General features: G+C 41.0%; 20 protein-coding genes. 17 read left to right on the top strand and 3 right to left on the bottom strand.

Features of this window, described 5'->3' with window-relative positions; genetic code table 11:
• The first annotated feature begins 3 nt into the window (after positions 1–3).
• The 9 genes from EIZ48_RS19230 to EIZ48_RS19185 all read left to right on the top strand — a co-directional run bounded on the left by EIZ48_RS19230 (position 4) and on the right by EIZ48_RS19185 (position 8,724).
• Positions 4–2,148 (top strand): phage tail-collar fiber domain-containing protein, encoded by a 2,145-nt coding sequence (locus EIZ48_RS19230; protein WP_160654877.1) that lies wholly within the window; start codon positions 4–6, stop codon positions 2,146–2,148.
• The gene (locus EIZ48_RS19225) at positions 2,145–2,372 is read left to right on the top strand and encodes a hypothetical protein (protein ID WP_160654874.1); all 228 of its coding nucleotides are present in this window, start codon (positions 2,145–2,147) and stop codon (positions 2,370–2,372) included. Before EIZ48_RS19230 ends, EIZ48_RS19225 begins: the two co-directional genes overlap by 4 nt.
• 112 nt (positions 2,373–2,484) lie before the next feature.
• Positions 2,485–3,951, top strand: coding sequence for a phage tail sheath C-terminal domain-containing protein (locus EIZ48_RS19220; RefSeq protein WP_160654871.1), 1,467 nt, complete (start codon positions 2,485–2,487; stop codon positions 3,949–3,951).
• Positions 3,951–4,466 carry a phage major tail tube protein gene (locus tag EIZ48_RS19215; RefSeq protein WP_160654868.1) on the top strand — a complete coding sequence of 172 codons (516 nt, stop codon included), beginning with the start codon at positions 3,951–3,953 and terminating at the stop codon, positions 4,464–4,466. The genes EIZ48_RS19220 and EIZ48_RS19215 overlap by 1 nt, the downstream gene beginning before the upstream one ends.
• A gap of 71 nt (positions 4,467–4,537) precedes the next feature.
• Positions 4,538–4,828, top strand: a complete 291-nt coding sequence (locus EIZ48_RS19210) for a phage tail assembly protein (RefSeq protein ID WP_160654865.1) — start codon at positions 4,538–4,540, stop codon at positions 4,826–4,828.
• Positions 4,829–4,933: 105 nt separating this feature from the next.
• A complete protein-coding gene (locus tag EIZ48_RS19200) occupies positions 4,934–7,138 on the top strand; it encodes a phage tail tape measure protein (RefSeq protein WP_192928645.1) in 2,205 nt (734 codons plus the stop codon).
• A complete protein-coding gene (locus EIZ48_RS19195; protein WP_160654862.1) occupies positions 7,138–7,542 on the top strand; it encodes a phage tail protein in 405 nt (134 codons plus the stop codon). The genes EIZ48_RS19200 and EIZ48_RS19195 overlap by 1 nt, the downstream gene beginning before the upstream one ends.
• Positions 7,517–7,723, top strand: a complete 207-nt coding sequence (locus EIZ48_RS19190; RefSeq protein ID WP_160654859.1) for a tail protein X — start codon at positions 7,517–7,519, stop codon at positions 7,721–7,723. The genes EIZ48_RS19195 and EIZ48_RS19190 overlap by 26 nt, the downstream gene beginning before the upstream one ends.
• Positions 7,714–8,724 carry a contractile injection system protein, VgrG/Pvc8 family gene (locus tag EIZ48_RS19185; protein ID WP_160654856.1) on the top strand — a complete coding sequence of 337 codons (1,011 nt, stop codon included), beginning with the start codon at positions 7,714–7,716 and terminating at the stop codon, positions 8,722–8,724. Before EIZ48_RS19190 ends, EIZ48_RS19185 begins: the two co-directional genes overlap by 10 nt.
• Before the next feature lie 289 nt (positions 8,725–9,013).
• On the opposite strand, the gene EIZ48_RS19180 is transcribed toward EIZ48_RS19185, so the two are convergent.
• Positions 9,014–10,246, bottom strand: a complete 1,233-nt coding sequence (locus EIZ48_RS19180) for a hypothetical protein (protein WP_160654853.1) — start codon at positions 10,244–10,246, stop codon at positions 9,014–9,016.
• A 527-nt stretch (positions 10,247–10,773) separates the two neighbouring features.
• Positions 10,774–11,367 carry a phage antirepressor N-terminal domain-containing protein gene (locus tag EIZ48_RS19175; protein WP_160654850.1) on the bottom strand — a complete coding sequence of 198 codons (594 nt, stop codon included), beginning with the start codon at positions 11,365–11,367 and terminating at the stop codon, positions 10,774–10,776.
• A gap of 555 nt (positions 11,368–11,922) precedes the next feature.
• Between EIZ48_RS19175 and EIZ48_RS19170 the strand changes: the two genes are divergently transcribed.
• From EIZ48_RS19170 to drt3b, 6 genes are all read left to right on the top strand, one after another.
• Positions 11,923–12,729: a restriction endonuclease gene (locus EIZ48_RS19170; protein WP_160654847.1), complete on the top strand. Its 807-nt coding sequence runs from the start codon at positions 11,923–11,925 to the stop codon at positions 12,727–12,729.
• 143 nt (positions 12,730–12,872) lie between these two features.
• Complete coding sequence (locus EIZ48_RS19165) at positions 12,873–13,628, top strand: HNH endonuclease (protein WP_160654845.1); 756 nt, start codon at positions 12,873–12,875, stop codon at positions 13,626–13,628.
• A gap of 509 nt (positions 13,629–14,137) precedes the next feature.
• Positions 14,138–15,151 (top strand): PD-(D/E)XK nuclease family protein, encoded by a 1,014-nt coding sequence (locus EIZ48_RS19160; RefSeq protein ID WP_160654842.1) that lies wholly within the window; start codon positions 14,138–14,140, stop codon positions 15,149–15,151.
• Between the two features lie 885 nt (positions 15,152–16,036).
• On the top strand, positions 16,037–16,186 hold the full coding sequence (locus EIZ48_RS30105) for a hypothetical protein (protein ID WP_240153027.1): 150 nt from the start codon (positions 16,037–16,039) through the stop codon (positions 16,184–16,186).
• A 59-nt stretch (positions 16,187–16,245) separates the two neighbouring features.
• On the top strand, positions 16,246–17,496 hold the full coding sequence (drt3a, locus tag EIZ48_RS19150; RefSeq protein WP_160654839.1) for an antiviral reverse transcriptase Drt3a: 1,251 nt from the start codon (positions 16,246–16,248) through the stop codon (positions 17,494–17,496).
• Positions 17,489–19,453, top strand: coding sequence for an antiviral reverse transcriptase Drt3b (gene drt3b, locus EIZ48_RS19145; RefSeq protein ID WP_160654836.1), 1,965 nt, complete (start codon positions 17,489–17,491; stop codon positions 19,451–19,453). Before drt3a ends, drt3b begins: the two co-directional genes overlap by 8 nt.
• Before the next feature lie 306 nt (positions 19,454–19,759).
• On the opposite strand, the gene EIZ48_RS19140 is transcribed toward drt3b, so the two are convergent.
• Positions 19,760–20,089: a helix-turn-helix transcriptional regulator gene (locus tag EIZ48_RS19140; protein ID WP_160654833.1), complete on the bottom strand. Its 330-nt coding sequence runs from the start codon at positions 20,087–20,089 to the stop codon at positions 19,760–19,762.
• A 285-nt stretch (positions 20,090–20,374) separates the two neighbouring features.
• Here EIZ48_RS19140 and EIZ48_RS19135 point away from each other — a divergent pair, with 285 nt between their 5' ends.
• Positions 20,375–21,157, top strand: a complete 783-nt coding sequence (locus tag EIZ48_RS19135; RefSeq protein WP_160654830.1) for a hypothetical protein — start codon at positions 20,375–20,377, stop codon at positions 21,155–21,157.
• Positions 21,158–21,226: 69 nt separating this feature from the next.
• Positions 21,227–21,562 carry a zinc ribbon domain-containing protein YjdM gene (locus EIZ48_RS19130; RefSeq protein ID WP_160654827.1) on the top strand — a complete coding sequence of 112 codons (336 nt, stop codon included), beginning with the start codon at positions 21,227–21,229 and terminating at the stop codon, positions 21,560–21,562.
• The last annotated feature ends 496 nt before the right edge of the window (positions 21,563–22,058 follow it).

Raw genomic sequence — 22,058 nt, 5'->3', positions numbered from 1 at the left:
TCAATGACATTACCTGTACCAGAGAGCCAGCAGCAATATGGCTCTGTCCTCACCGTGCTTGGCGAAAATGCCGAGCAGAACGGTAAGTTGCTAAACAAGCAACTGGAAATCACCCATATGGCGATTGGGGATGCCAACGACCTGTATGTGCAGCCAGATCGCAAGCAAACAGCGCTGGTGAATGAATTAGCTCGTATTGAGGTGAATTCGGTGGATGTTCTTCAGCCCACGCCAGATAGCGTTCCCATGCTGAAGGTAGAAGCGATTCTGCCGGATGAAGTAAACGACATCGTTATCCGTGAATTTGCCGCTGTAGCCACATTCAATGGCCAGACATATTTCCACGCTATCGGTAACTGTGCCCGGGTTTATGTGCCGCCGCCAGTGAATAACGGTAATGTGAATACGCCAGTTACCTTGGAAATGATCTTCGTCATTACCAGCGCCGAGCCGATTGTCGAGATTGACCCGCATGTGGTGACGGCAAGTCGGGAGTGGGTAAATAAAAATATAGAATTTGCATCATCTGATTTGCTTGGTGGGAACATATGGCCCACGAATAGCAAGTATTCAATTAAGGTGAATGACGTAGTAGATGACGATTGTGATTACTTCAGAATTTCAGGTAAAACTTGTCATCTTGTTCCATCACCGAGTATTGGTAATGTTGTAAAAGAAATAAACCCTGATAAACAAGAAGTTGTGTTCACAAACCCAGATTTGGTATCTATTTATTATCCAGTATCAGCAGAGAATACTGTCAAGCTGTCATCATTTGGGGCGGTTAAGTCACAAACACCTGATTTACTTATCAAATCAATTAATGAAGCTGCACTAAAGAAAGCCGTAGAAGCATTAAAGATATATCGCGGTGATATTGTGGAGGCTGCTGGAGAAATTATTCTTGATGGGATTTACTCCATCAGGCAATTCTCCACAGATGTGACGTTGCGGAACGTTAAGTTGAGAGGACGTTCTGAGTGGTTGGATGGATTGATATTGGATGATGACTCACAGGGAATAGATGCACTGTTTAATTTTGAGAGTTGTTTTATCTTCTCAGATTCAGCTTACAAGAGCTTTTTTGTGAAGGGTGTTATACCTGCAGCAGGTGAAACTGGTCAGGCGCTCTTCATGGCGGGTACTCAGGACTGGAAGAACATTAACGTATGCGGTTTTAATGAAAATATAAAGGCGTACAAAGGCACCGGGCAATTACTGAATTCATCATTTAAGAAAATCCGAACATGGTGTTCTAAAACATCGTGTATTGACTTTACTAGTACAGGGAAACATACGACCTGTACGTTTGAAGATTGGTATATAACCAATTGTAGTGGTCAAGGGCATATTATCAGCGATATAAGTCATTCGAAGTGGAACAATATCATTCATGAGTTATGCGGGGTCGCTCTTCGCGTAAGGGGGAATGATATTGGCAATGTCTATGAGCGTTTTTATTTTGAACGAAATGTAAACCCATACGAGTTAACACAATGTTTCGGTCAGCGCATTAGTTGGACAACCATAAATAACACTAACTCAGGTTCTGAAACGATAAATAAGCAGGTTTTTGGTTATTTAAATCGGCCTATTGTTTTCGGGCAAGACCAAAGCATTCGTGCTGAGTCGTTTAAAATTCCGTATCTAAATCCAGACGACCCGGATATAGCAAAAGGCGTGGAGTCGATAGATATTGTAAAAACAATGTCCGTGTCACAACCGCAAGGGTTAGCAGTTAAAGGTATTCCAAAAACAAAAGGGTTAACAAGTGAGGCTGGGCTCATTCTTTCAAATGAGCAAAAAATAATGCACACCTTCAGTGTTGCTTTTCTCGAAGATGGAACGGCTGCTGCACCTGATAGTGTAATTAGTGTCTCAAAGGTTGATGTGGGTAGCTATAAATTGACGGCTTCGACAGGGCTTCAAATCGCCGATATTCGGCCTTCTGCGATACAACCACCGAATGGTGTCCCGGTACATTGCCAACTGGTTGGTGAAAATGCGGCGGCAATTAATGCGTTAGTAAGTTTTGGTGGCGTCACCACGTTCAGAATATACACGTACAACATCTTGACGGGAGAGAGAGTTGATACCTCAGTAATGCTGAATATCATGGGCCGACTAAATGGAGAAGTAGCACAATGAATAATGAATACTTGTTTATAACTCAGCCTCAGAAACTTGTTATTAATGAAGTTAATTTTGATACTGCAAAATCTCAAGTTGATTCTGATGCAGTTCTTAAGTCAGTAAATGGAGTAGGAGTTGTTGGCATTTGTGCTAAGTCAGGAGAGCCCATAACCGTGGATGATGATTACTTACAGTCAATGTCAGGCACAATGTACTTGTCAAAATACTTAAATATCTAAACGCAGTTTAAGTAAGCTAAAGTAATTCCTTGTATCTGCGGTTTATTTTCAAAATCTACCATCCTCCAGCCTTAGTGCTGGTTTTTTTATACCCGACAAACAGGAATTCGCTATGACGCAATTTCTCCATGGCGTGGAAGTCATCGAAATTGATGACGGCTCGCGCCCGATCCAAACCGTTAAATCCGCCGTTATCGGCCTGGTTGGGACGGCGCCTGGTGCCGCTTCCGCTATTGCCGCGACGCTTACGCTCGGCAGTGCCATATTAAATGATGGCCTGGTGTTCATCGCCAAACAGGCGGGTACCGAGGGCAATGCCATCAGCGTTGAAATTATCTATCTGCCATCGGCCAGTGTGGAACTCGCGGTTGATGTCGATGGCAACAAGATAGAAATCTTGTTGGCCACTGATGCCCAGTCTGAAGTCACATCAACCTCAACAGATATCAAAGCAGCCGTTGAAGCTAAACCAGAAGCGGCAGCTTTGGTAAGTACGGCAGTACTTGGTGACGGCAGTGGTGATGTGGCGCCAGCTCCCCGAACTTACCTTGCAGGCGGTGAGAACGAGCCGTTCCCATTGAATAAGCCGGTTGCCGTAGCTGGCAGCCGCAAGCGTGCGAAAGGTTTGGGAACAGGCGGTACTCTGCCTGCGGCGATTGACGACATCTTTGACCAGACTGGTGCTTTGGTCATCGTCGTCAGAACTGAAAAAGGTGCGGATGATGCCACAACTCAGGCAAATATCATCAAGGCCATGCAGGGGTGGCTCGATAGCCAGACGGAAACAGGTTACACCCCGCGTATTCTGATCGCGCCGGAATTTAGTCAGGTGGATGCCGTTGCTTCAGAAATGGAAGCCAAAGCAGCCCGTTTACGGGCGATCACCTATGCAGACTGTAAACGTACTGCCAGCTACACTGATGCGATCAAGCGAGCGCGTCAGTTTGGGATGCGTGTTGAAATGCAGTGGCCTTGGGTACGAGTGTTCGACACCGAACAGGCCAAAGAAATCGACCGGCCTTCCTCTGCTCGAGCTGCAGGCCTTCGTGCCCGTATTGATGCCGAGAAAGGGTTCTGGTGGTCAAAATCCAATAACCAAATCTACGGCATTGTGGGTACCTCCCAGCCAGTGGACTGGGCGCTGGGCGATCCGAACACCACAGCCAATATGCTGAACGAAAACAAGGTCAGCACCATCATCCGCGAGGGTGGGTTTCGGCACTGGGGTAATCGTACCTGCAGTGTTGATCCCAAGTGGACATTCGAGCAAACCCGCCGGACGGCAGACATCATCAACGACAGCGTGCAGCGTTCCCATATGTGGGCGGTTGACCGCAACATCACCAAAACGTATGTCGATGATGTCGTCGGAGGTGTGAATGCCTACCTGCGTGAATTAAAAGCCCTCGGCGCGATTCTGGGCGGCGAATGCTGGGCAGATCCGGAACTGAACTCCCCGGCAACCATTCAGAAAGGCCTGGTGTATTTTGACTTTGACTTCTGCCCACCGTATCCGGCTGAACACATCGTGTTCCGCTCCCGCATTAACAATGATTATCTTGAAGAGGTATTTGGCTAATGGCAGCAGACAATATCCTGAAGCGCTGGTCCATCTGGGTAGATGGAATCGGCAAGGCTGGTAACGCCAAGGAATACACACCACCGGCACTCGAAGTGATCACCAAGGATTTTCAGGCGGGTGATATGGATATGCCAATCCCAATCGATGTTGGCATGGCTGGAATGGAAACCAGTTACTCGATTTATGGTGTCGATGTCACCGTTCTGCCTCTGTTTGGCTTGCGTCAGGGTAGCCGGACAGCGGTATCAGTGCGTTCGACGTATCAGGATCTGAAAGGTAACAGTTACGACCTGGTTGAAGAGCTGGGCGGCATGATCACCAAAATTGAGCGTGATACGCAGGACGGCGGTGATCAGAGTGATAAAGCAATGAAAGTCACCCAAAAGCTGGACTATTACAAAGTGGTTCGCTCCGGTGTTGAGCTGATTGAAATCGACCCGGTTAACCATGTTCGTAAGTTGGGTGGTATCGATGCGCTTGAAGGTATCCGGGCATTGATGCAACTGAGCTAATGAGAGCGGCCAAGGTCGCAATGAATGTGTTAACAGGCCGCTGATGCGGCCTTTTTTATAGGTAATTGTTTATGCCATACCCCAATGAAACAAAATCGGTAACGCTGGATTTCCCGTTTGAATATAAGGGACAAAAAGTTGAAACGCTGGACATCCGTCGGCCAAAGGTTCGCGATCAGTTGATCGCCGATAAGCAGAATAAAGAGTCTGCAGATAAAGAAGTTCACCTGATGTCATTGCTTGCAGGTGTTGAGCCTGAGCTCATTCAGGAGCTTGATTTTAATGACTATGAGCAGGTGCAAGAAGTCATCGTGGGTTTTCGGAAGAAGCACTCAGAGAACGAGACATCCAGCGAGGATTAATTGTATTGGCCAGCCACACAGGCTGGTCGCTCTCTGAGTTGTTGGAGCTGCCGTTTAAAGCGTTTATCGATTTTTTAGAACTGTTGCCGAAGGAGGCTGAAGGCAGTGGTAAATCAAAATCTTAAAACTGTCGTCACTTTAGGCGGCACAGTAGACAGTAGCTTCACCAAAATTGGTTCAGTGTTTAAAGAGTCGATGGGCTTAGCCACTAAATCTGTCAAGGAGCTGGAGCGTGAACAGAAGTCGCTTGTTAAGACTATCAACCTGTCGAAGAAGGCGGCGAATGATTTGTCGCTTGTCGAGAAAAACCAGAGTGAGTCTGTTCAGGCTTTGGCTGAATTGGAAGAAAGCAGGAGAGGCGTTAATCGAGAGATACAAAAACAGCGTCGATTGCTTAAACAGCTTGATGAAGAACGTGAATCACAAACCGATGGCGAGAGTGCCGCATTAAATGCGATTAATCGCAAGTATGCTCAGCTTGAATCATCAATCAATGATCAGGTTGCGATTCGTGACAAGCTGACGGATGAAATTAGGAAAAATACGAAGGAACAAGCGAAGTTAAACAAAAAATCTAGCCAAATCCGAAAGAGTATCAAGGATGTAAATGAACTTGAGCAGAGTTATGACCGGCTGGAGGTTGGTATTCGAAAGGCGGCTAATGAAGCAGAAGGATTTCAGAAAGCATCCAATATAGGGCAAAGTTTTCGAGGTATAGCTTCTGCCGGAACGGTTGCCGTTGGCTCTATCTGGGCAACCACCACTGCCATGACAGGCCTGATGACAGTTACCAACCAGCAAACAGCCACTATGGTTGGTCTGGCCCAATCTTACGATATGAGTATCGAGCGCTTTAAGGCATGGAACGGCGTGGCCAATCAGGCTGGGCTGGACGGTGAACACATCGGGGACTTGATTGAAGAACTGAGTAATAAATTTGGTGAGTTCAAGGCACTTGGTGCCCAGTCTTCAGTTTCGGATGTCTTTGGTGCTCTCGGCATTGATGCCGCCATGATGGAAGGTATGGCAGCCGCCGACCAGTTTGAATTTATCATGAAACGGCTTGAGAAGGTGAGCGACAAGCAGCAGGCCGCATCGTTGGCAGACATGCTGTTTGGTGGTGAAGGCAACAAGGTTATCACCTATATCCGCAATACAGGCAAATCTCTCAACGAGTTGCTGGATACGCAGCGCAAGTTCAATATGCTGACCGAGCAGGGGGCCAATGGCGCGAAGGCTTATGGCAGCTCGTTCAAAAGCCTGACTAGTGTAGCTACTTCTGCATGGCAGGAAATCTCTGGGATCGTCGGTGGAGAAATGGCTGGTGATATTCAACGCTTGGGCGTTACTGTCAGCAGTTTTGTTCGGAACAACAAGCAAGAGATCGTCAGTACCGTAAAAAGCCTGGTGTATGGTGTGAAAGACTTCACTGTCACCCTGTGGAATGCCGGGGCTATGGTGAACCGGGTGGTGCAGTTTTTCGGTGGCTGGAAAACCGTCGGAATAGCAGTGGCGTCCTTGCTTACCGGGAAGCTGCTTGTTGGCTTGGGGGGAATGATTTTTACCGGAGCTCAGGCGGTTAAGACACTGGGAATGATGAAAGTCGGTATGGCGGGGTTTAATGCGGTTTTGGCTGCGAATCCCATCGGGTTAGCTGTTGCAGCAGTCAGCGGTCTCGTTTTTGCTGGGATCCAGTTATACCGGAATTGGGATAGTGTTACCGCTTGGTTCAGCGAGAAACTCACTTGGTTTAAGACCGAATTTCCGGCCACCTTCAACGTCATTAAAAAAGTCTTTGATTGGTCTCCACTTGGTTTGATCGTGAACCATTGGCAGCCGGTTCTGAAATTCTTTTCTGGGATGTGGGATTTGATTACCGGGGATTTTGATGCCGGTATTGCCAAGCTGTCCAGTGTCTGGGAAGGATTCTCGTCATCGTTTAAGGCGCTGAAGTTCTGGGATAGTGACGATGAGCCGAAACAGACACAATCAGCTCGGCCCACGCTTTCCAACACGTTCTTTCAGCGCAACCAGGTAGCTAGAGAGCGACAGCAGAAGCCCCCGCAATATGGCCGCTACCCATCAAGCTACGCGGCTGCCGCTCAGCAGGTTGCCAAGCCCAGCAGAGCGAAGTCTGCCATTTATGGCAGTTATCCAGCCCACAGAGGTAATACCGTTCATCAAAAGGTGGGCGAGATAAAGGTTTATGCGGCGCCCGGCCAATCACCGGCTGAAGTTTCCAAAGCGGTACACACCAAGCTTGGAGGCTATCAAAGTAGTGCGCTTTATGATTTACCGGAGGCCGGGTAATGGCTCAAGTTATGCTCTCCCTTGGCGGTTTCAAGTTCAACATTGATTCCGCCGCATATAGTGAACTGGTCAGAACGTGGCAGTGGCGGTGGAATTCGCAGTCTCGAATTGGTCAGTCCGATCTACTTCAATACACAGGTAAAGCGCCTGTCAAAATCTCATTGAACGGTGAGGTGGCGACGACTTTCCGCAATGCTGGAGTTCACCAAATAGAGAAGCTGGCAGATATTGGAAATGAGTACAAACCTCAGATGCTTGTGAGTGGGCTTGGCGATGTGATGGGTTACTGGGTGATGACCGATTTGGCTGAAACCAATACCAAATTCATCAGAGGCGGCTTGCCGCGACTTCAATCTTTTACCTTGGAGCTCTCTTTCTATGGCGACGACTTACAGAACCCGTGAGGGGGATATGATTGATGCAATCTGTTGGCGTCACTATGGTCGCGAGAGTGCGGTAATTGAAGTGTTGAAAGCCAATCCGGGCTTGGCTGATCGTGGTGCTGTATTGCCAAGCGGGATTCAAATCACCTTGCCAGATTTGCCTGCACCCGTCGTTAGGGAGTCAGCCAGTTTATGGGATTAGATTACCGGCCCGACTTTTCATTATCTGCTGATGGAAAGGATATTACGGCAGTTATGCAGCGTAACCTTATCAGCCTGACGTTAACGGATAACGCAGGCAGTGAATCAGACAGGCTGGCAATTTCTGTGAGCCTGCCTGATACCGTACCAACACCGAAGAAAGGTGCATTGTTGCGCCTCGGTTTGGGGTTCAATGGCGAGCTGACAGACAAGGGCCTGTATGTAGTTGATGAAGTAACATCGAGCGGCCCACCGCGAGTCGTGCAAATTGTAGCGAATGCCGCGCCGATGGATAATCGCAAACAGCCCGGAAGCCTGCAGACCCAGAAAACCCGAAGTTGGGATAACGTGACACTGGGTGACATCGTCAAAACAGTCGCCTCTGAACATGGCCTGGTACCTCGTATCAGCAGTGAACTGGATAGCACTCAGCTATCGCATGTTGATCAGGTCAGCGAAAGTGATATGAACCTGCTGACCCGCTTGGCTAAATGCTATGGCGCGGTGAGCAAGCCAGCCAATGGTTATTGGTTGTTTTTGAAAGAAGGCGAGGGGAAGTCGGCTTCTGGCAAACCGCTGACTAATATCACTATCGAGCCACATCAAGTCACTACCTGGCAGTGCCGTTTTAGCAGCCGTAATGATGTTCGCCGTGTGGTGGCTACCTATCACGATGTTGAATCCGGTGACATCAAAGAGGTATCAACAGGCACCGGAGAGCCAGAGTTTAAGATCGTCTTTAAATATCCGAACTATGAAGAAGCAAAGGCCGCTGTCGTCGCTCGAGCAAAAAGCGTGAAGTCGGGGAGTGATACGCTGGATATTACGATGCCGGCTCGATCATCTTTGATAACTTTGGTTGCCGAGGGGCATCTTAACCTGGAAGGTTTCGGTGATGTGGAAGATGGCAAGTGGCGCCTGAAAACGGTGGAATGGTCACTCAGCGAGTCAGGCTTGCAGCTGCGACTGTCTGGTGACCATGGGGTGGTTACAACAGGTTAAATTGTTGTCGAAACTGGCTATTACCTGTTTCGATTTCTAAGGCAATCAGTCACTAAGGCTTGTCACAAGTGGATCCCTAGGTGCTCTGATCCTTAACTCGACTTGGAATATGCTAATTGCGGTATTATTCCGATTTAAGGCTCCCTTGTACTTCTACCTAGCTTTGCATACAAAAAGAAACAAGTATAACTGTATCACTAAAGTCCCGAGATATTGTGACTGACACCTTCAGGTGGACCTAGCATGGAGCCAGATCTTTCTTACTGAACGTATATTTTCCTTAGCTATACTAATTATTTTTTTTGCAATGTTTCGTACTTTCATTGTTTGATATTTTTTCACAGTAGCACCTAAAATTACTTTTACAAGTATAATTCAAGTTGGATAAAATAAAATGCGCAAGATAAATATCCAATGTTTTTGTATCATCTATCAATTGACTTAATGCATTTGTATATTGTTCCGGTGAATTGTAGCTAATAAAGTATGGCCTAGGCATGTATTTTTGTGCAACCACTTGATTATAAGATTTAAAGATTTTGCTAGGTTCATGAAATTCATACGGAATGTAATCATGACCATCATCAATTAAAAATTTAACTTTTGTTATCTTTTCCCCGTAGTTATTTTCCTCACAGTTAAAGTGTTTGGTGATTCTTATATCTCTTTCGATATTAGTTTTAGTGTCTTTTATCGTGGCAACTCTAAATAAGTAAGAGCTATTTGTCGTATCAACTGTGATTTCTAAAGACTTGGTGCTATTTTTGTTTGTCTCGTATGATCCACTTAAACCCAACGAGAGCTTGATTATCTCGAAAAACTTTCCAATTCCATCTGGTGTTTTTATTGATGCCTCTCCATCTATACCAAGTTTATAACTTTCCTTTATCTCTTTGACGGATATTTCTTTTGCTCCACAAGGTAAAATTAATGGTTTGGTTTTATAAAAAATTGTGAATCTAGGAATTTCTTTATTTAATATTGTTATATGACCACTATCTTCCAATGATTCCAATTTTTTGAATTTAATATCAAACTTAACTTGTTTTATGGTTAACCCAAGCGATTTAAGTTCGTCAGAAGTTTTTAAGTCGAGATTTAAATATAATTCGCGCCATTTGTCTCCCTTATCACTTTCTCTGAATTGATATACCCAACCTTTACCAATAGGTCTTTTATTCACCCCGTCATCTTCACATTCAACACTACCAATTGCTAAAAAGTTTTCTTGCCAAGGGCAAAATATCGGTAAATTCATTATGATATAATTCGATGGCGGTTTTAAAATGATATTATCAAACTTCGTATATATTAAGTTCCCACCTTTATCGCGTTCTTTAATTAATACTTTGTATCCGTATTGAGTCTCAATGCTTATATATCCGTATCTTTTCAATTTTTCAGGAGCTTCCCCTTTAGAGAATATTACTGTTCCATAAGGCAGGTATGTAATAACGGGATACTGGTTTATAAATGGATCTGGTTCAGGACTGAGCCCCCATGCTCCTGTATTGTTTAACATATACAGTTCATTAGCTTTAACGGAATGAAGCACGGTCAATAAGGCAATGATAGTTAAAACATAATAGCGAGTGTTCAGGAATACCATGTAAACCTCTACGATGTCATAGGATGATCGTATGCATAAATATGTACAACATTGTAGAGCAAGATAGGCATTGCTTTGTTTCATTTTTAAGAACCAACTCCTAAATATAGGTAGTGCTAAACAAGATAAATAGCTTATGAATGAGTAAAAAAGCTCTAACAAACTTACGGGTAAGAACGAGTTAGAGTAATCTGTCTGACCTGGTCGAGCTATAGTAGAGCAAAGTGCCAGGTTGTATCTAACCTAATCCAGATTAGATAAAACAACGTAAGGTTCTTCTGAGAGCCTAAATCCTGCAAACGAGGGCAACCCTCGCGCAAAAAAATTTTCCGGCCACCTAAGTCACCACCACCATTTATTTGGTACCGCCGTTGCTTGGCGGCACCTTCTTGAATGCGTTATGCGTAACGCTTCTATGATTCTCACCTACCACTAAGAATTCAACGATGCCCGATAGCCTGAATATTGCTTTGTGCTGCTTCGGTTATTTTGGCCATGGCTAAGTCAGCAATGCGCTTTAGATCTTGGATTGAGAAAAAGCCTGGCTCTTTGATGAGTTCTGGAATTTCTGAGCGACCGAATACCATGCAGTCGTTAGGAACAACTTGCGTGCTAACTACCTGGCCTTGTTCCATGACCATTAATAAGCGCATACTTTTGGGCGGCATAACTTGGGGTGTGGGCTTCGAATGTTGTTGGTTCCAGTATTGCCAGAGAACGTCGTCACATTCGTTTTGGTATTGGATTACGAGGTTGCGGATTTCAGGTTTAACTTTGTTGGGGGAGAGGGTTTGAAGCCAGCCAAATAGCTTACGGAGGGGGAGGCAAATCATTGCATTGTGTTTGTCTATTGAGGGTATCAAGATTTCCTTTATACCCCATCTCTGAGGGTTATTTTTTAGCTTTTGATGTTGTCCCTGCCAAGAGACGCCCATGCCTTCGACAATAGGCTTCATAGGAGTAAATGGCTGACTTTCGTGCTCAACTATGACGAGATTTGAACCGTGGAAAGGAACGGTGATTTGATTAGACATAATCGTCTCCTGTGCAATGAGATGTTATCACCACGCAAAGGGACCAATCTTTGGGTGGTGAACTGACCGGGGTTGGTCCTACCGTTGCACAGGGAACGGCCAGCCGAAGCTGCCCCGATCAGCCCACCATAATAGGGGTGTGCTGATTCGCACGCATAAAAAAACCAGCAGGAAGCTGGCGTCTATGCGCCTGTACATTAAAACGGGGGACCAATCCCGCCATTGGATTTTGCCAATGAATCTTCATCATATTACTTCTTATAAAACAATTCAAATTTTCTAACGGGTTAGCAGGGTTGGCGATCAATCCAGGACTATGCGGCAAAGTTGACAGGATTGTTAGGCAGTGATGACGGATAAGTTGTTTACACCTTAAGTTTCATATGGTTATATGGTTAACCATTCGGTAGATGGATGTGTGTCGAGCTAGGCGGTGGCTGGTGAGTTATGCGAATTTTGTGCGTTAATCTTCTTCGTATATCGCGGATATCTGGAAGATATATGAACTGAGTTCGTGGAATATGAAGTTAGTTTTAAAATGAGGTTAATCAAAATATGTGGATTTTTGATGGGATAATTGATGCTTCTTGTGATGAATGTGATTCAGTTTACAAGATTCCTGTTAAAGATTTTGAAGTCGATTGCTACGACAGCAGTTATAGTGAAAATGGCATGGGGCAGAAAAATGAGTATCAATTGTTGTATCAGTTTGATTGTACTAGGTGCGGTAACGATATTTCATTGAATTTTGATGTTACGGAGTACCCTGTTGATGTCCTTAATTCTGTAATCAACAATTCTAGCGGCGCTAGCTGTAACAGTAAACCATATTTTACATATCTAGACGACTCACCGATTTACACTTTACCGCAGCCAAAAATCTGGTTGCCAGGTGATGATAGAATCATCACTGATATAAATTTAATTCGTTCTAATATCCCGAACCTTACCAGATTCTTGAGAGACAATCCTCAGCACCTTCATCAAATCGAGCCACGAGAATTTGAACAAGTTATTGCCGAAATCTTTAAAAATAGTGGCTTTGAAGTAACTCTCACAAAAAGCACGAGAGACGGTGGAAAGGACATCATTGCGATACAGAGACATGCGTTGGGTATTGACACAAAGTACTTTATTGAATGTAAAAGGTATGCACCAGACAATAAAGTCGGTGTAGAGGTTGTTCGAGCTCTTCATGGTGTAAAAAATACAATTGGGGGACCCAATAAAGTAATACTGGTTACTACTTCTGCTTTCACCCAAGGTGCGATTGACTTTGCTCAAAGCCAAGCGAGCAGTTGCTGGGATATATCTCTCAAAGATTATCAAGACATTCTAAGTTGGCTTAACGCATATCGCTAATTTAAAACTAACAAACTGTTTAAGAGTGATTCGCAACGCGTGGCATTTTTGCTATGCGTTGTGATTGGTGTTTAAATGGTGTGCGGGAGCTTAAGCATAGCGTTGCTCACACCTTAACAGGGCGTTAGATGATAGAGGTATTCATGGTTACATTTTCAGAACTGAATAGTCGGATTGTACATGATTATGTTGCTAAAATTAAAAACGAAATTTATGAAGAGGAATATTACAACCCTTTTTCAGAAACATTTTACCTTGATGAAAAACGCTTCTTACTGGCTCTTAAGCCACAGAAGTGGACATTACTTCATGAGTGTATTGAGGATAGTATCTTAGATGGTTTGAATTACGCACTGAAGAAGAATGGTTATGACTTTTATGAGAGGATCTACAGGGACTTTGACATCTATGGTGTAAAATATGTACAAGTTGTTGATGAGTTACGTGGAACAAGCCACTGCGATTATTTAATCTCAAAATATAAAGAAGAAGTTTGTCCTCGATTAGTACCCAGTATATTCAACATACTATTTAGCGATAGAAGTACAATGAGGCAGTTTAACCGGATAGTTGCTGATCATATATCGAAGTTATCAGAAAAGGAATATCCTGAATATTTGAAGAAAGATGGGGTTATGAAGCGCAACAATTATTGGCCAAAATGGCTTCGTGAGGCTCTAAATAGGAGGGAGCAAGGACATTGTGCTGCACCAGGTTGCCAAAAAAACCTTACAGGAATGTTAGCTAATGGGAACGAGCAAGCTATTGATCATATCGTGCCTTTGAACCAAGGTGGTGTGAATGATCCAACCAACCTTCAAATGTTGTGCACTGATTGTAACCAGGATAAAGGGGGAAATAATGATTATACATCGGATATGTACTCCCTCTACTGGTAATCATCTAACAAAACATTTATGAGTGATTCCCAACGCTTGGTATTCACAGTTCAAGGTTGGGTTTCGTGTTTAAGGTACAATGGTTTAGCTTTGGTGGCAACATTGACCATATTTTGATGCGGTGTTATCAATTACTGAAGATGCTCTAATTCCGAAGGTCTTTATATGAGAACTGTAGTGGCTGTAATAGTTAGGAATGGTGGGTCTGTTGATCATGAGTAGAGTTGGTTTTTAAATTCAGAAGGGGAAAAGTTCACCTCAAGGTAACGTTTCAACAGGTAGCAAAGGAAGGTTCAGTCTTCATTTTTTAGGTTCTTCTGATGGTAGAGAGTCTAAATAGGATGTCACATTACGTAGAAAATTTTCGGGTTCCTTAGTCGTCACCACTAGAGGATGAAATTTCACAAGAACAAGTCCGTTTATTGATTTATGTTTGTGCGAAAAGTCGCAATTTAATGTTACAACTTCTTGCATAATAGATAGTTATTTTCTTAATGGACTTAAAGATAATGAATAATATTTTTGCGATAGCAACAAAAGAGTTGGTGACAGATGCCTTTTTTGCTTGGTTATTTGAAGAGTTTAAAACTGATAATGAACTCAGAAAGTATCAGAAAGAGTTTCTTTCAAGATTAAAAATAAATGGCGTAACTGATGAGGTTTGTGTTGAGAGGGCTGAGAAGCAAAATAAAAAAACAGATCTTATTGTAACCTTGAAAGATGGAGAAGAGTATAAAAAAATATTATTTGAAAATAAAGTTCATAGTACAATTCATTCAAAGCAACTAAAAAGATATAAGGAAGCATTTCCTGATTGCCATAAATACATCTATATGAAGTTGGGCTTCATATATCATTCTGAGCGCAAAGAAGCTATGAAGTTTGGATATGATATTGTGAGTGCTCGAGATATAGAATCTGCTCTGCACTCGTTCAAAAATTATAATCAAATAATATCCCAGTATTATCAATATATTAAGTGCTGTCATATTGATAGATGTGATTACTTGTTCGAAAGAATGAAAGTCAATGATTCGAGCGCCTATTCTGATATATACTCGCAGAGGAAATTTCTAAGTGATTTGCATGAAAGTATTTATAATTTAGTTGAATATACGAGTTTTAAGTCTAAGGCTAATAATGGTGGTACTCCATGGACTCATTTATGTGTTGCTAAAAAAGAAGCAAAGTATGGGGACAAAAGTGAGTACATATTTTGGCGAATTGATAAAAAGTCTGGCCGATACTACCTCAGACTTAATCAATATTCTTATATTGGCAAGTCTTTTAAAAATAAGAAAATGGCGGAGTTGGCAGTTTTACGTGAATTGTTTAATAAGCTCGTTAAAGGCACTAATTTAGTTACTTCATCTCCTTCAAACCAAGGCTTGAAAGAGAGTGAAATTGGTTTGCTATACTTTGATGAAAACTCATATTCTGAGCTTGTAGATAATATCGAACAGATAACTTTGGATTTTGTTAAGTCATATGAAAAAATGAGTGAAGTATGTTCGTCTGTTTAGACTGATTCAATTGCTATTGAATGGTGGCACTGCTTTAGAGTTACAAGCTATCTACATTATGTGGTTATTGTGTGTCCACCTTGTGTCCTCCCACTTGAGATGACAAGACTTAATTGTTTTAAATCAATGGTTTATTTTCTTGCTTTCATAATCTAGCCAAAACAAAGTTGGCTCATTTGTATTGTTCATAGTGTTTTCCAGAAACCATTGCATTCGTATTAAGTGCTTGTTCTAACAATGGCTTTTCAATGCTTGCTCTGTGCAGAACAACAATCGGCTAATTCAATCGTTACTGTTGTCGTTTTAGTGCAAAGAGTCTCAAAATTCATGTTGTTAAGTATCCCGCAATTAGCCGCAAAGAGGCAAGGCTCAAACATAGAATCATGATGGAATTGAAGGAATGAGGCCGAAATCCCGAAATTGCCAATGGGGTTGGTGGTAGTTGTGAGCAAGATTTCGTCACTTTAGACGACTGTGTGAACTACTGGCTGAAACACTTTGTCTCCACCTTAAAGAAGGGGACACAAGCGCCTTACCGTTGCTTCACCAACAACTACTTCCTTGGCACCTGCCCCCGACAGAAACCTCGAAACCATCTCCAGTCGAGAATAGATGCCACATTCCTCCCTGGTCTGAATTAGCGCAAATCTGGCTAGCAATAGAACGCAGCCGAGCCAGTACCGCCAACAAACCCCTTCACCAACTCACCACCCTAAAACACGTTACGACGACGTGTTATTCCCAGGGCAAGACCTTAACACCCCAATCAGCATTGCAGCAGCAAACCGTTATATACGCCGCATACGCGAGAGCCTGCCGCTAGAGCACTGGTGAACACACGATTTTAGGCGCTCGCTGTCTACAGGCGCCTCTGAGTTGGGTGTGATGCCGCATGTAGTAGAGAAGATGCTGGGGCATGAGCTAGGTGGCGTACTGGCCGTGTACAACAAGCATGATTGGTTAGACGACCAACTCAAGGCTTATGAGTTATATGCTGATAAGTTGACAGCATTTCTAGACAAGGATGACGGATAAACTGTTTACTCCATCAATTCCATATGGTTACATACAACGTATCTGTTTAAGGAATGTTTATGTACGATCAGTCTTTTAATCGTGTGAGTTTATTACGTTGTCTTTTAAAAAAGGACTTCAAAAACAATGCTCTCTTATATAATGATGCTTACAAATTAGAGCAGATTGATAAGGCATTAGACTTGGTAAAATATGGTTTTTTTCATGAAGACAATATTGAAATCAAGAAAATAAAGAAGAAACCTGTATATGCCTTTAAAAATCTACATGACAATCTTGTATTAAGAAAAGCGAATAAAAATCTTAAGAAGGCATATAGAGTCAAACAAAATAACAGGGACTCAATTGTTAAATGTTTGAAAGTAATACTTAGTGAAGGTATAAATTACAAATTATTCAAACTGGATATTAACCAGTTTTATGAATCAATTTCACATGACGAAGTTATTGGGTTAATTGATGATAATTTAAGAATAAATCATGATACTAAAAGAGTGGTTAAGTTAATGCTTAGCGCATTTCATCAATGTGGAGGCAAGGGCTTACCCAGAGGTATATCACTTAGTGCAACTTTATCTGAAATAATGATGATGGAATTTGATGCATACGTGAATTCAAAGGACTATGTTTACCATTATTTTCGATATGTAGATGATATAATAATTATCACTAATCAGAGAGATCCATCTAATTTTTTGTCGGATATTGCTAATAAATTACCTGAAAATCTTTTTTTTAGTAAGAAAAAGAAAAAGAAGCTAACATTAAATACAATTAAACCAGCAAAAGCTAATTCTGATAGAAGGTCAGAAGAGTTAAACTATCTTGGCTACAACTATAAAATTTATGCTCCTTTCAAAAATGGTGAACAGCCAAACAGTTTATTTCGAGATGTATATCTTGATATCGCCCCAAATAAAGTAAAAAAAATCAAAACAAAGATCATTAGAAGTTTTAGCTCATATGTAAAAAGTGGAGACTTCAAACTTCTTGATGATAGAATTAAACTATTAACATCTAACTTCAGTATTTTAGATACATCAAAAGATATAAGCATTATGTCAGGTATTTATTATAATTATAAGAGAGTTGATTATGAAACTTCAGTAGCTTTGAATGAACTAGACCGATTTCTAAGATTTGCCATACTATCTAAGAAAGGTAGGGTTTTCTCCTCCATAAGTTTAAAAGAAAGGGATAAAAGGATTTTACTAAGATACTCATTTAGACGTGGTTTTAGTAGACATACATTTGTTAAATTTTCTCCGACAAGACAATCTGAAATTCAAAGGGCGTGGATTAATGCGTAAAAGAACATCAAAAATACACGCGGATAATTACCTTAGAGCTTTAGTTACTGATACTGTCCCGTTTGAAACTCCGTTAATTTTTTCGAATGATGGTTTGTACTTAAATAGCCTGAAGTTTGAACAATCATGTATTAATGAACTATACTCATATCTAATATTAAATAATAAGAAACCCACGTTGCCTTTTAATTATATGATTAGAAGGAATAATGAATCTCTTCGGAAGTTGTCACTTGTTCATCCAAGTTCTCAGCACCGAATGGCATTATTTTATAAGAACTTTTCAGATGTGATATGTTATTTTACGAATCAAAGTCATCAAACAATTAGAGCTCCTAAAAAAGTATCAAGTACATATTATAAAGAAAATAGTAACTTTGACTTTAATAAGTTTAAGAAAAATACAGTTGAGTCTTTAAAAACTGACTTTTCAGACAAGCATAATATATCTTACTACTCTTATCGGGGATATGATAGGATTTATAAATTTTATAATTCCTCTGAATTTTTACGTTTGGAAAAGAGATATAGTACGCTTTGGATGTTAGATATATCAAAATGTTTTGATAGTATTTATACTCACTCTATTGCTTGGGCAACTAAAGAGAAAATTCATGTAAAAGAAAATGTGAGTATTAAATCAACATTTGGACAGCAGTTTGATATGTTGATGCAACAAGCTAACGACAATCAAACAAATGGTATTGTCATTGGGCCTGAAATAAGTCGAATCTTTGCAGAGATAATTTTTCAGAGAATTGATCTTAATGTTGAAAGTAAAATCTATAAAAAATATGGTTATAAAAGTTCGATTGATTACAAAATAAGGCGATATGTTGATGATTCATTTATCTTTGCTAATAATGATTCGGTAGCTAGTGTGGTTTTTGATACATATAGTGATGAATTGAGAAAATATAATTTACACGTAAATGAAAGTAAAAGAGAAAAGTTTCATCATCCATTTCTAACAAAGAAATCAATAGTAATTAATGAAGTTAATGACGAGATAAACAAACTAACAAGCACTTTATATCAAAAACTATATAAATCAGATAGCAAGAAGCTAGTGTTTAGCAAGATTAATAGGCCTGATAAGCTTTATTTGAATTTCGTGTCAAAGATTAAGTCTATATGTTCTAAGAATAACTCGGGTTATGATGAAGTATCATCGTATATTATTTCTTCCTTAGATAGTAGAATACAAAAAATAATAAGGTTAACACCTGAAGCGATTAGTGATAAGGAATCGCAAGTTAATTGTAAGAATGTATTTGGTGTGTTTATAGATGTAATGTTCTATTTTTATACAGTTTCACCGTCTATAAGTGCGTCCTATAAATTGTGTCAAGGGAGTATACTTTCTTATAGGTTTTTTGAAGAATATAATGATGTTTTTCTTGATAGTGTTAAGGATAAGATTTTTAGAAACATCATAGATGTTGTAGAGAATAATAACACTTGTGTTGATTCACTTAGGGAGCATTTGATAAATTTAGAAGTGATTAATATTGTTTTACTTACCGCAGATATGGGTAATAATTATTTGTTACCACCTAGTGTGATTGAAAAGGTTTTCGATATTAAGAATGCTGATCTTACATATCATGAAATTATTAGTTGTCTGTTTTATTTTAAAAAACATAAAGGGTTTTCACATCTTAAATCTGACATTTTCAAAGTGGTGGATAAGTTATTTTCTAATATTTATAAGATTGAAAAATCTTCAGAATTAGCTCACTTGTTTCTTGATTGTTTATCATGTCCATATATAGAAAGAAAAGAAAAGAAAAAATGGCTTAGATCTTTTTATAAGTTAAAAACACAGCAATCTTTTGATGATGTTACTCTAAATAATCAAATTGACTATATGGAGAACAATTATTGGTTCGTAAACTGGAAAGAAATTAACCTTTTAAATCTTTTAGAGAAAAAAGAGTTGAAAACAGCTTACTAATAATGTATTTTTCACTTGTTTCTGAGGGCCCATCCATGCTCATAGTATAATTTAGCGTGCTTCTTTATACGGAGCATTAGGGTAAGGCTTACACATGATCGTACACCTTGTGTAGGACGAACCTTATACTTTAATTTATTCTCTGGATGCATCGCGTAAGCTGATAGAGACATATCTTAGAGAGCAGTTTATTTTGACTGCACACACTAGGCGGTTAAGGAAACACTGCTGAAAGAGTGATTATCTCACTCTTTCAGCAAACCATATTGTATGGCCGTCATTTCCCTGAGCCTTGTGGTAATTTTTTTATTTCCCACAGCCCCCAATACCTTCTTTCCATTCTTCAACTGCAGAACGTAACCAACGCAAAGGCATCAGCGTTACCGGATCTGGGAAGCCGCGGTTTTGGCGCCACTTGTAGATAGTGGCTTTGCTGGAGATTTGGAACATCTCCAACACTTCTTTATGGCTGATAAGTTGCGGTGATGACTGTTCATCTAAGATTGTAACTGGTTGAGATGACTCGGGTAATGAGCTTTCATTATCTCCAGAATTTAACTGTGACGGTGTCACGTTAATGTCTGATTTAACACTATAAGAGACATCAACGTTAGGGTAGTTAGTGTAATTGTACATTTTGCTGCTCCTCATCGGCTTCGAACCAGGCATCTACGCCGTCTGTTTCAATTTCACCTGTGGCGCATAGTGTTTAAGTAAGTTGCATTAGTCGAATTGCCAGAGCAAATTTGAAAGAAAGCTTATTGATATGAGCTAAGTAGAACTAGTGAGGTGATGAGAAAATTCTGTCAGTTTAGACAACCGCGTAAACTGCCTGTTAACGCAAGTATATTAGGATTAGAAATTCATTATATTAGCTAGTTACGCTATTATAGCCGCAAATAACAACATAGATTGGCAAACATGGAAATTCTGAAAGCGCATACTTTTCATAACGACAGTGTAATAGAAACTCATCAATTTAGAGCCTATTTTAACCAGGAGGTGAATCAAAACGAGCTCTTCAAGCTCCCTAACGGTGGTAGTTTCAATTACACCTGGGAAGTAAGTGCCGATTCTATCGGCAGTGCGATGCAGCAGTTGGCTGACTACTGTTATAGTTATCAGCTTGAAGTTAAAGCTATCTTGCCAGTCTCAGGTGCGCAGGCCAACTCAACTTGGGCTCATGATGAAATGGTACAGGAATTTAGTAACTTCATTGGTTCTGATCTATCTGGCTATGCATCTGCATGGGGCTATGGGTATGGGTGGGGTATTAGTACTCTGGACGGGTTTGTTGCTATCTTGCAGAGAAAAGTATCGAATGAGCCGCCGTATAAGAACTTTAGCGCTGAACAGGCCATGCTTAAGCGATTGGAGAAAGAAAAAGAGTGGTTTGAGCTAAGAGAGCTATGTGAACAGAAATTTTTACGTTATAAAGAGCAATTTGAAGAGTGCCGTGCACACTTGGATAAGCTTATAAGTAAGATTCAGCAAGATGAGCAAAATAATGAACAACTCTCTAAAGCATATATTGGCTGGTACAACTCTGCAGAGAAAGCCTATCAATTAGCGCGATGCAAGTATTCAGATGCTTGGGAGTTAACCCGTATGCTAGATGAAGTAGGCTTATACCGACTTGAGTCATTTAATCAGCTTGATGTGAAGTACAATCCTGAAAAAGTTTTATCCGCGCAACCGACTTAAACAGGATTGGAAACATGAAAAATGCGAAGTATCATGTTCAACAAAATTAATCGAAGAAGTGCTTAAGTTATGTCGTATCCGTCTTGTCCAAATTGTGAATCTGAATTTGTGTATCCAGATCAAAACCACTTAGTATGCCCGGAGTGTGCTCATGAATGGAATCCCTCAGAAGCCGATGCTGAAGATACCGTAACGGTTAAAGATGCTAACGGAACACTGCTTTCTGAAGGTGATAAGGTCACGCTAGCCAAGGATCTCAAAGTAAAGGGCAGCTCGCTTGTACTCAAAATTGGCACAAAAGCGCTTGTTCGACGTATTGTTGATGGCAAGGACCACCAACTAGATTGTAAAGTTGATGGTGCGGGCGAAATGATGGTGACAGCTCAGTTTGTTAAAAAAGCCTAAATAAGCCTTCCACCCCCATCAAAGTACAAATGTTATTCGAGTGCGCCACCGTAATCTGCTGTGACGCGCTATTTTCCCGTTAAGATTTCCGTTATTAAGATGCTGATAACACACTTCATTCGTCTCTGAGTTTAATTGTGACCGTGTCACGGGATGTATTATGAAAACTCGTCTTAAAGGTTTTGAGATCCTACGATAGTTGTCGAAGCGTAACCTTTGTCAAAAATAGAAATAGAGTATCGAGACAATCTGCTATTCAAAACCATATGGCTAACAAGTTATCAAGTAGGGTGTTAGACTAAAATAATGCTGTCTATTAATTTTCATAATCAGTGGCTATAGCACAACTGTGATTGCAGAATACTCAAAAGGAAAGGTTCAATGATATACATATCGCCAAATAATTTATTGGAGATACCTATCAAGGAGAGAACCCAAGTCTTTAATTTTTGCTATTTGCTATTTGCTATTTGCTATTTGCTATTTGCTGTTTGGA

Source organism: Photobacterium alginatilyticum, assembly GCF_009910675.1.
Classification (GTDB): domain Bacteria; phylum Pseudomonadota; class Gammaproteobacteria; order Enterobacterales; family Vibrionaceae; genus Photobacterium; species Photobacterium alginatilyticum.
Note: the sequence above shows the minus strand (reverse complement) of the source record. Positions and strands in the feature narration are given on the sequence as shown.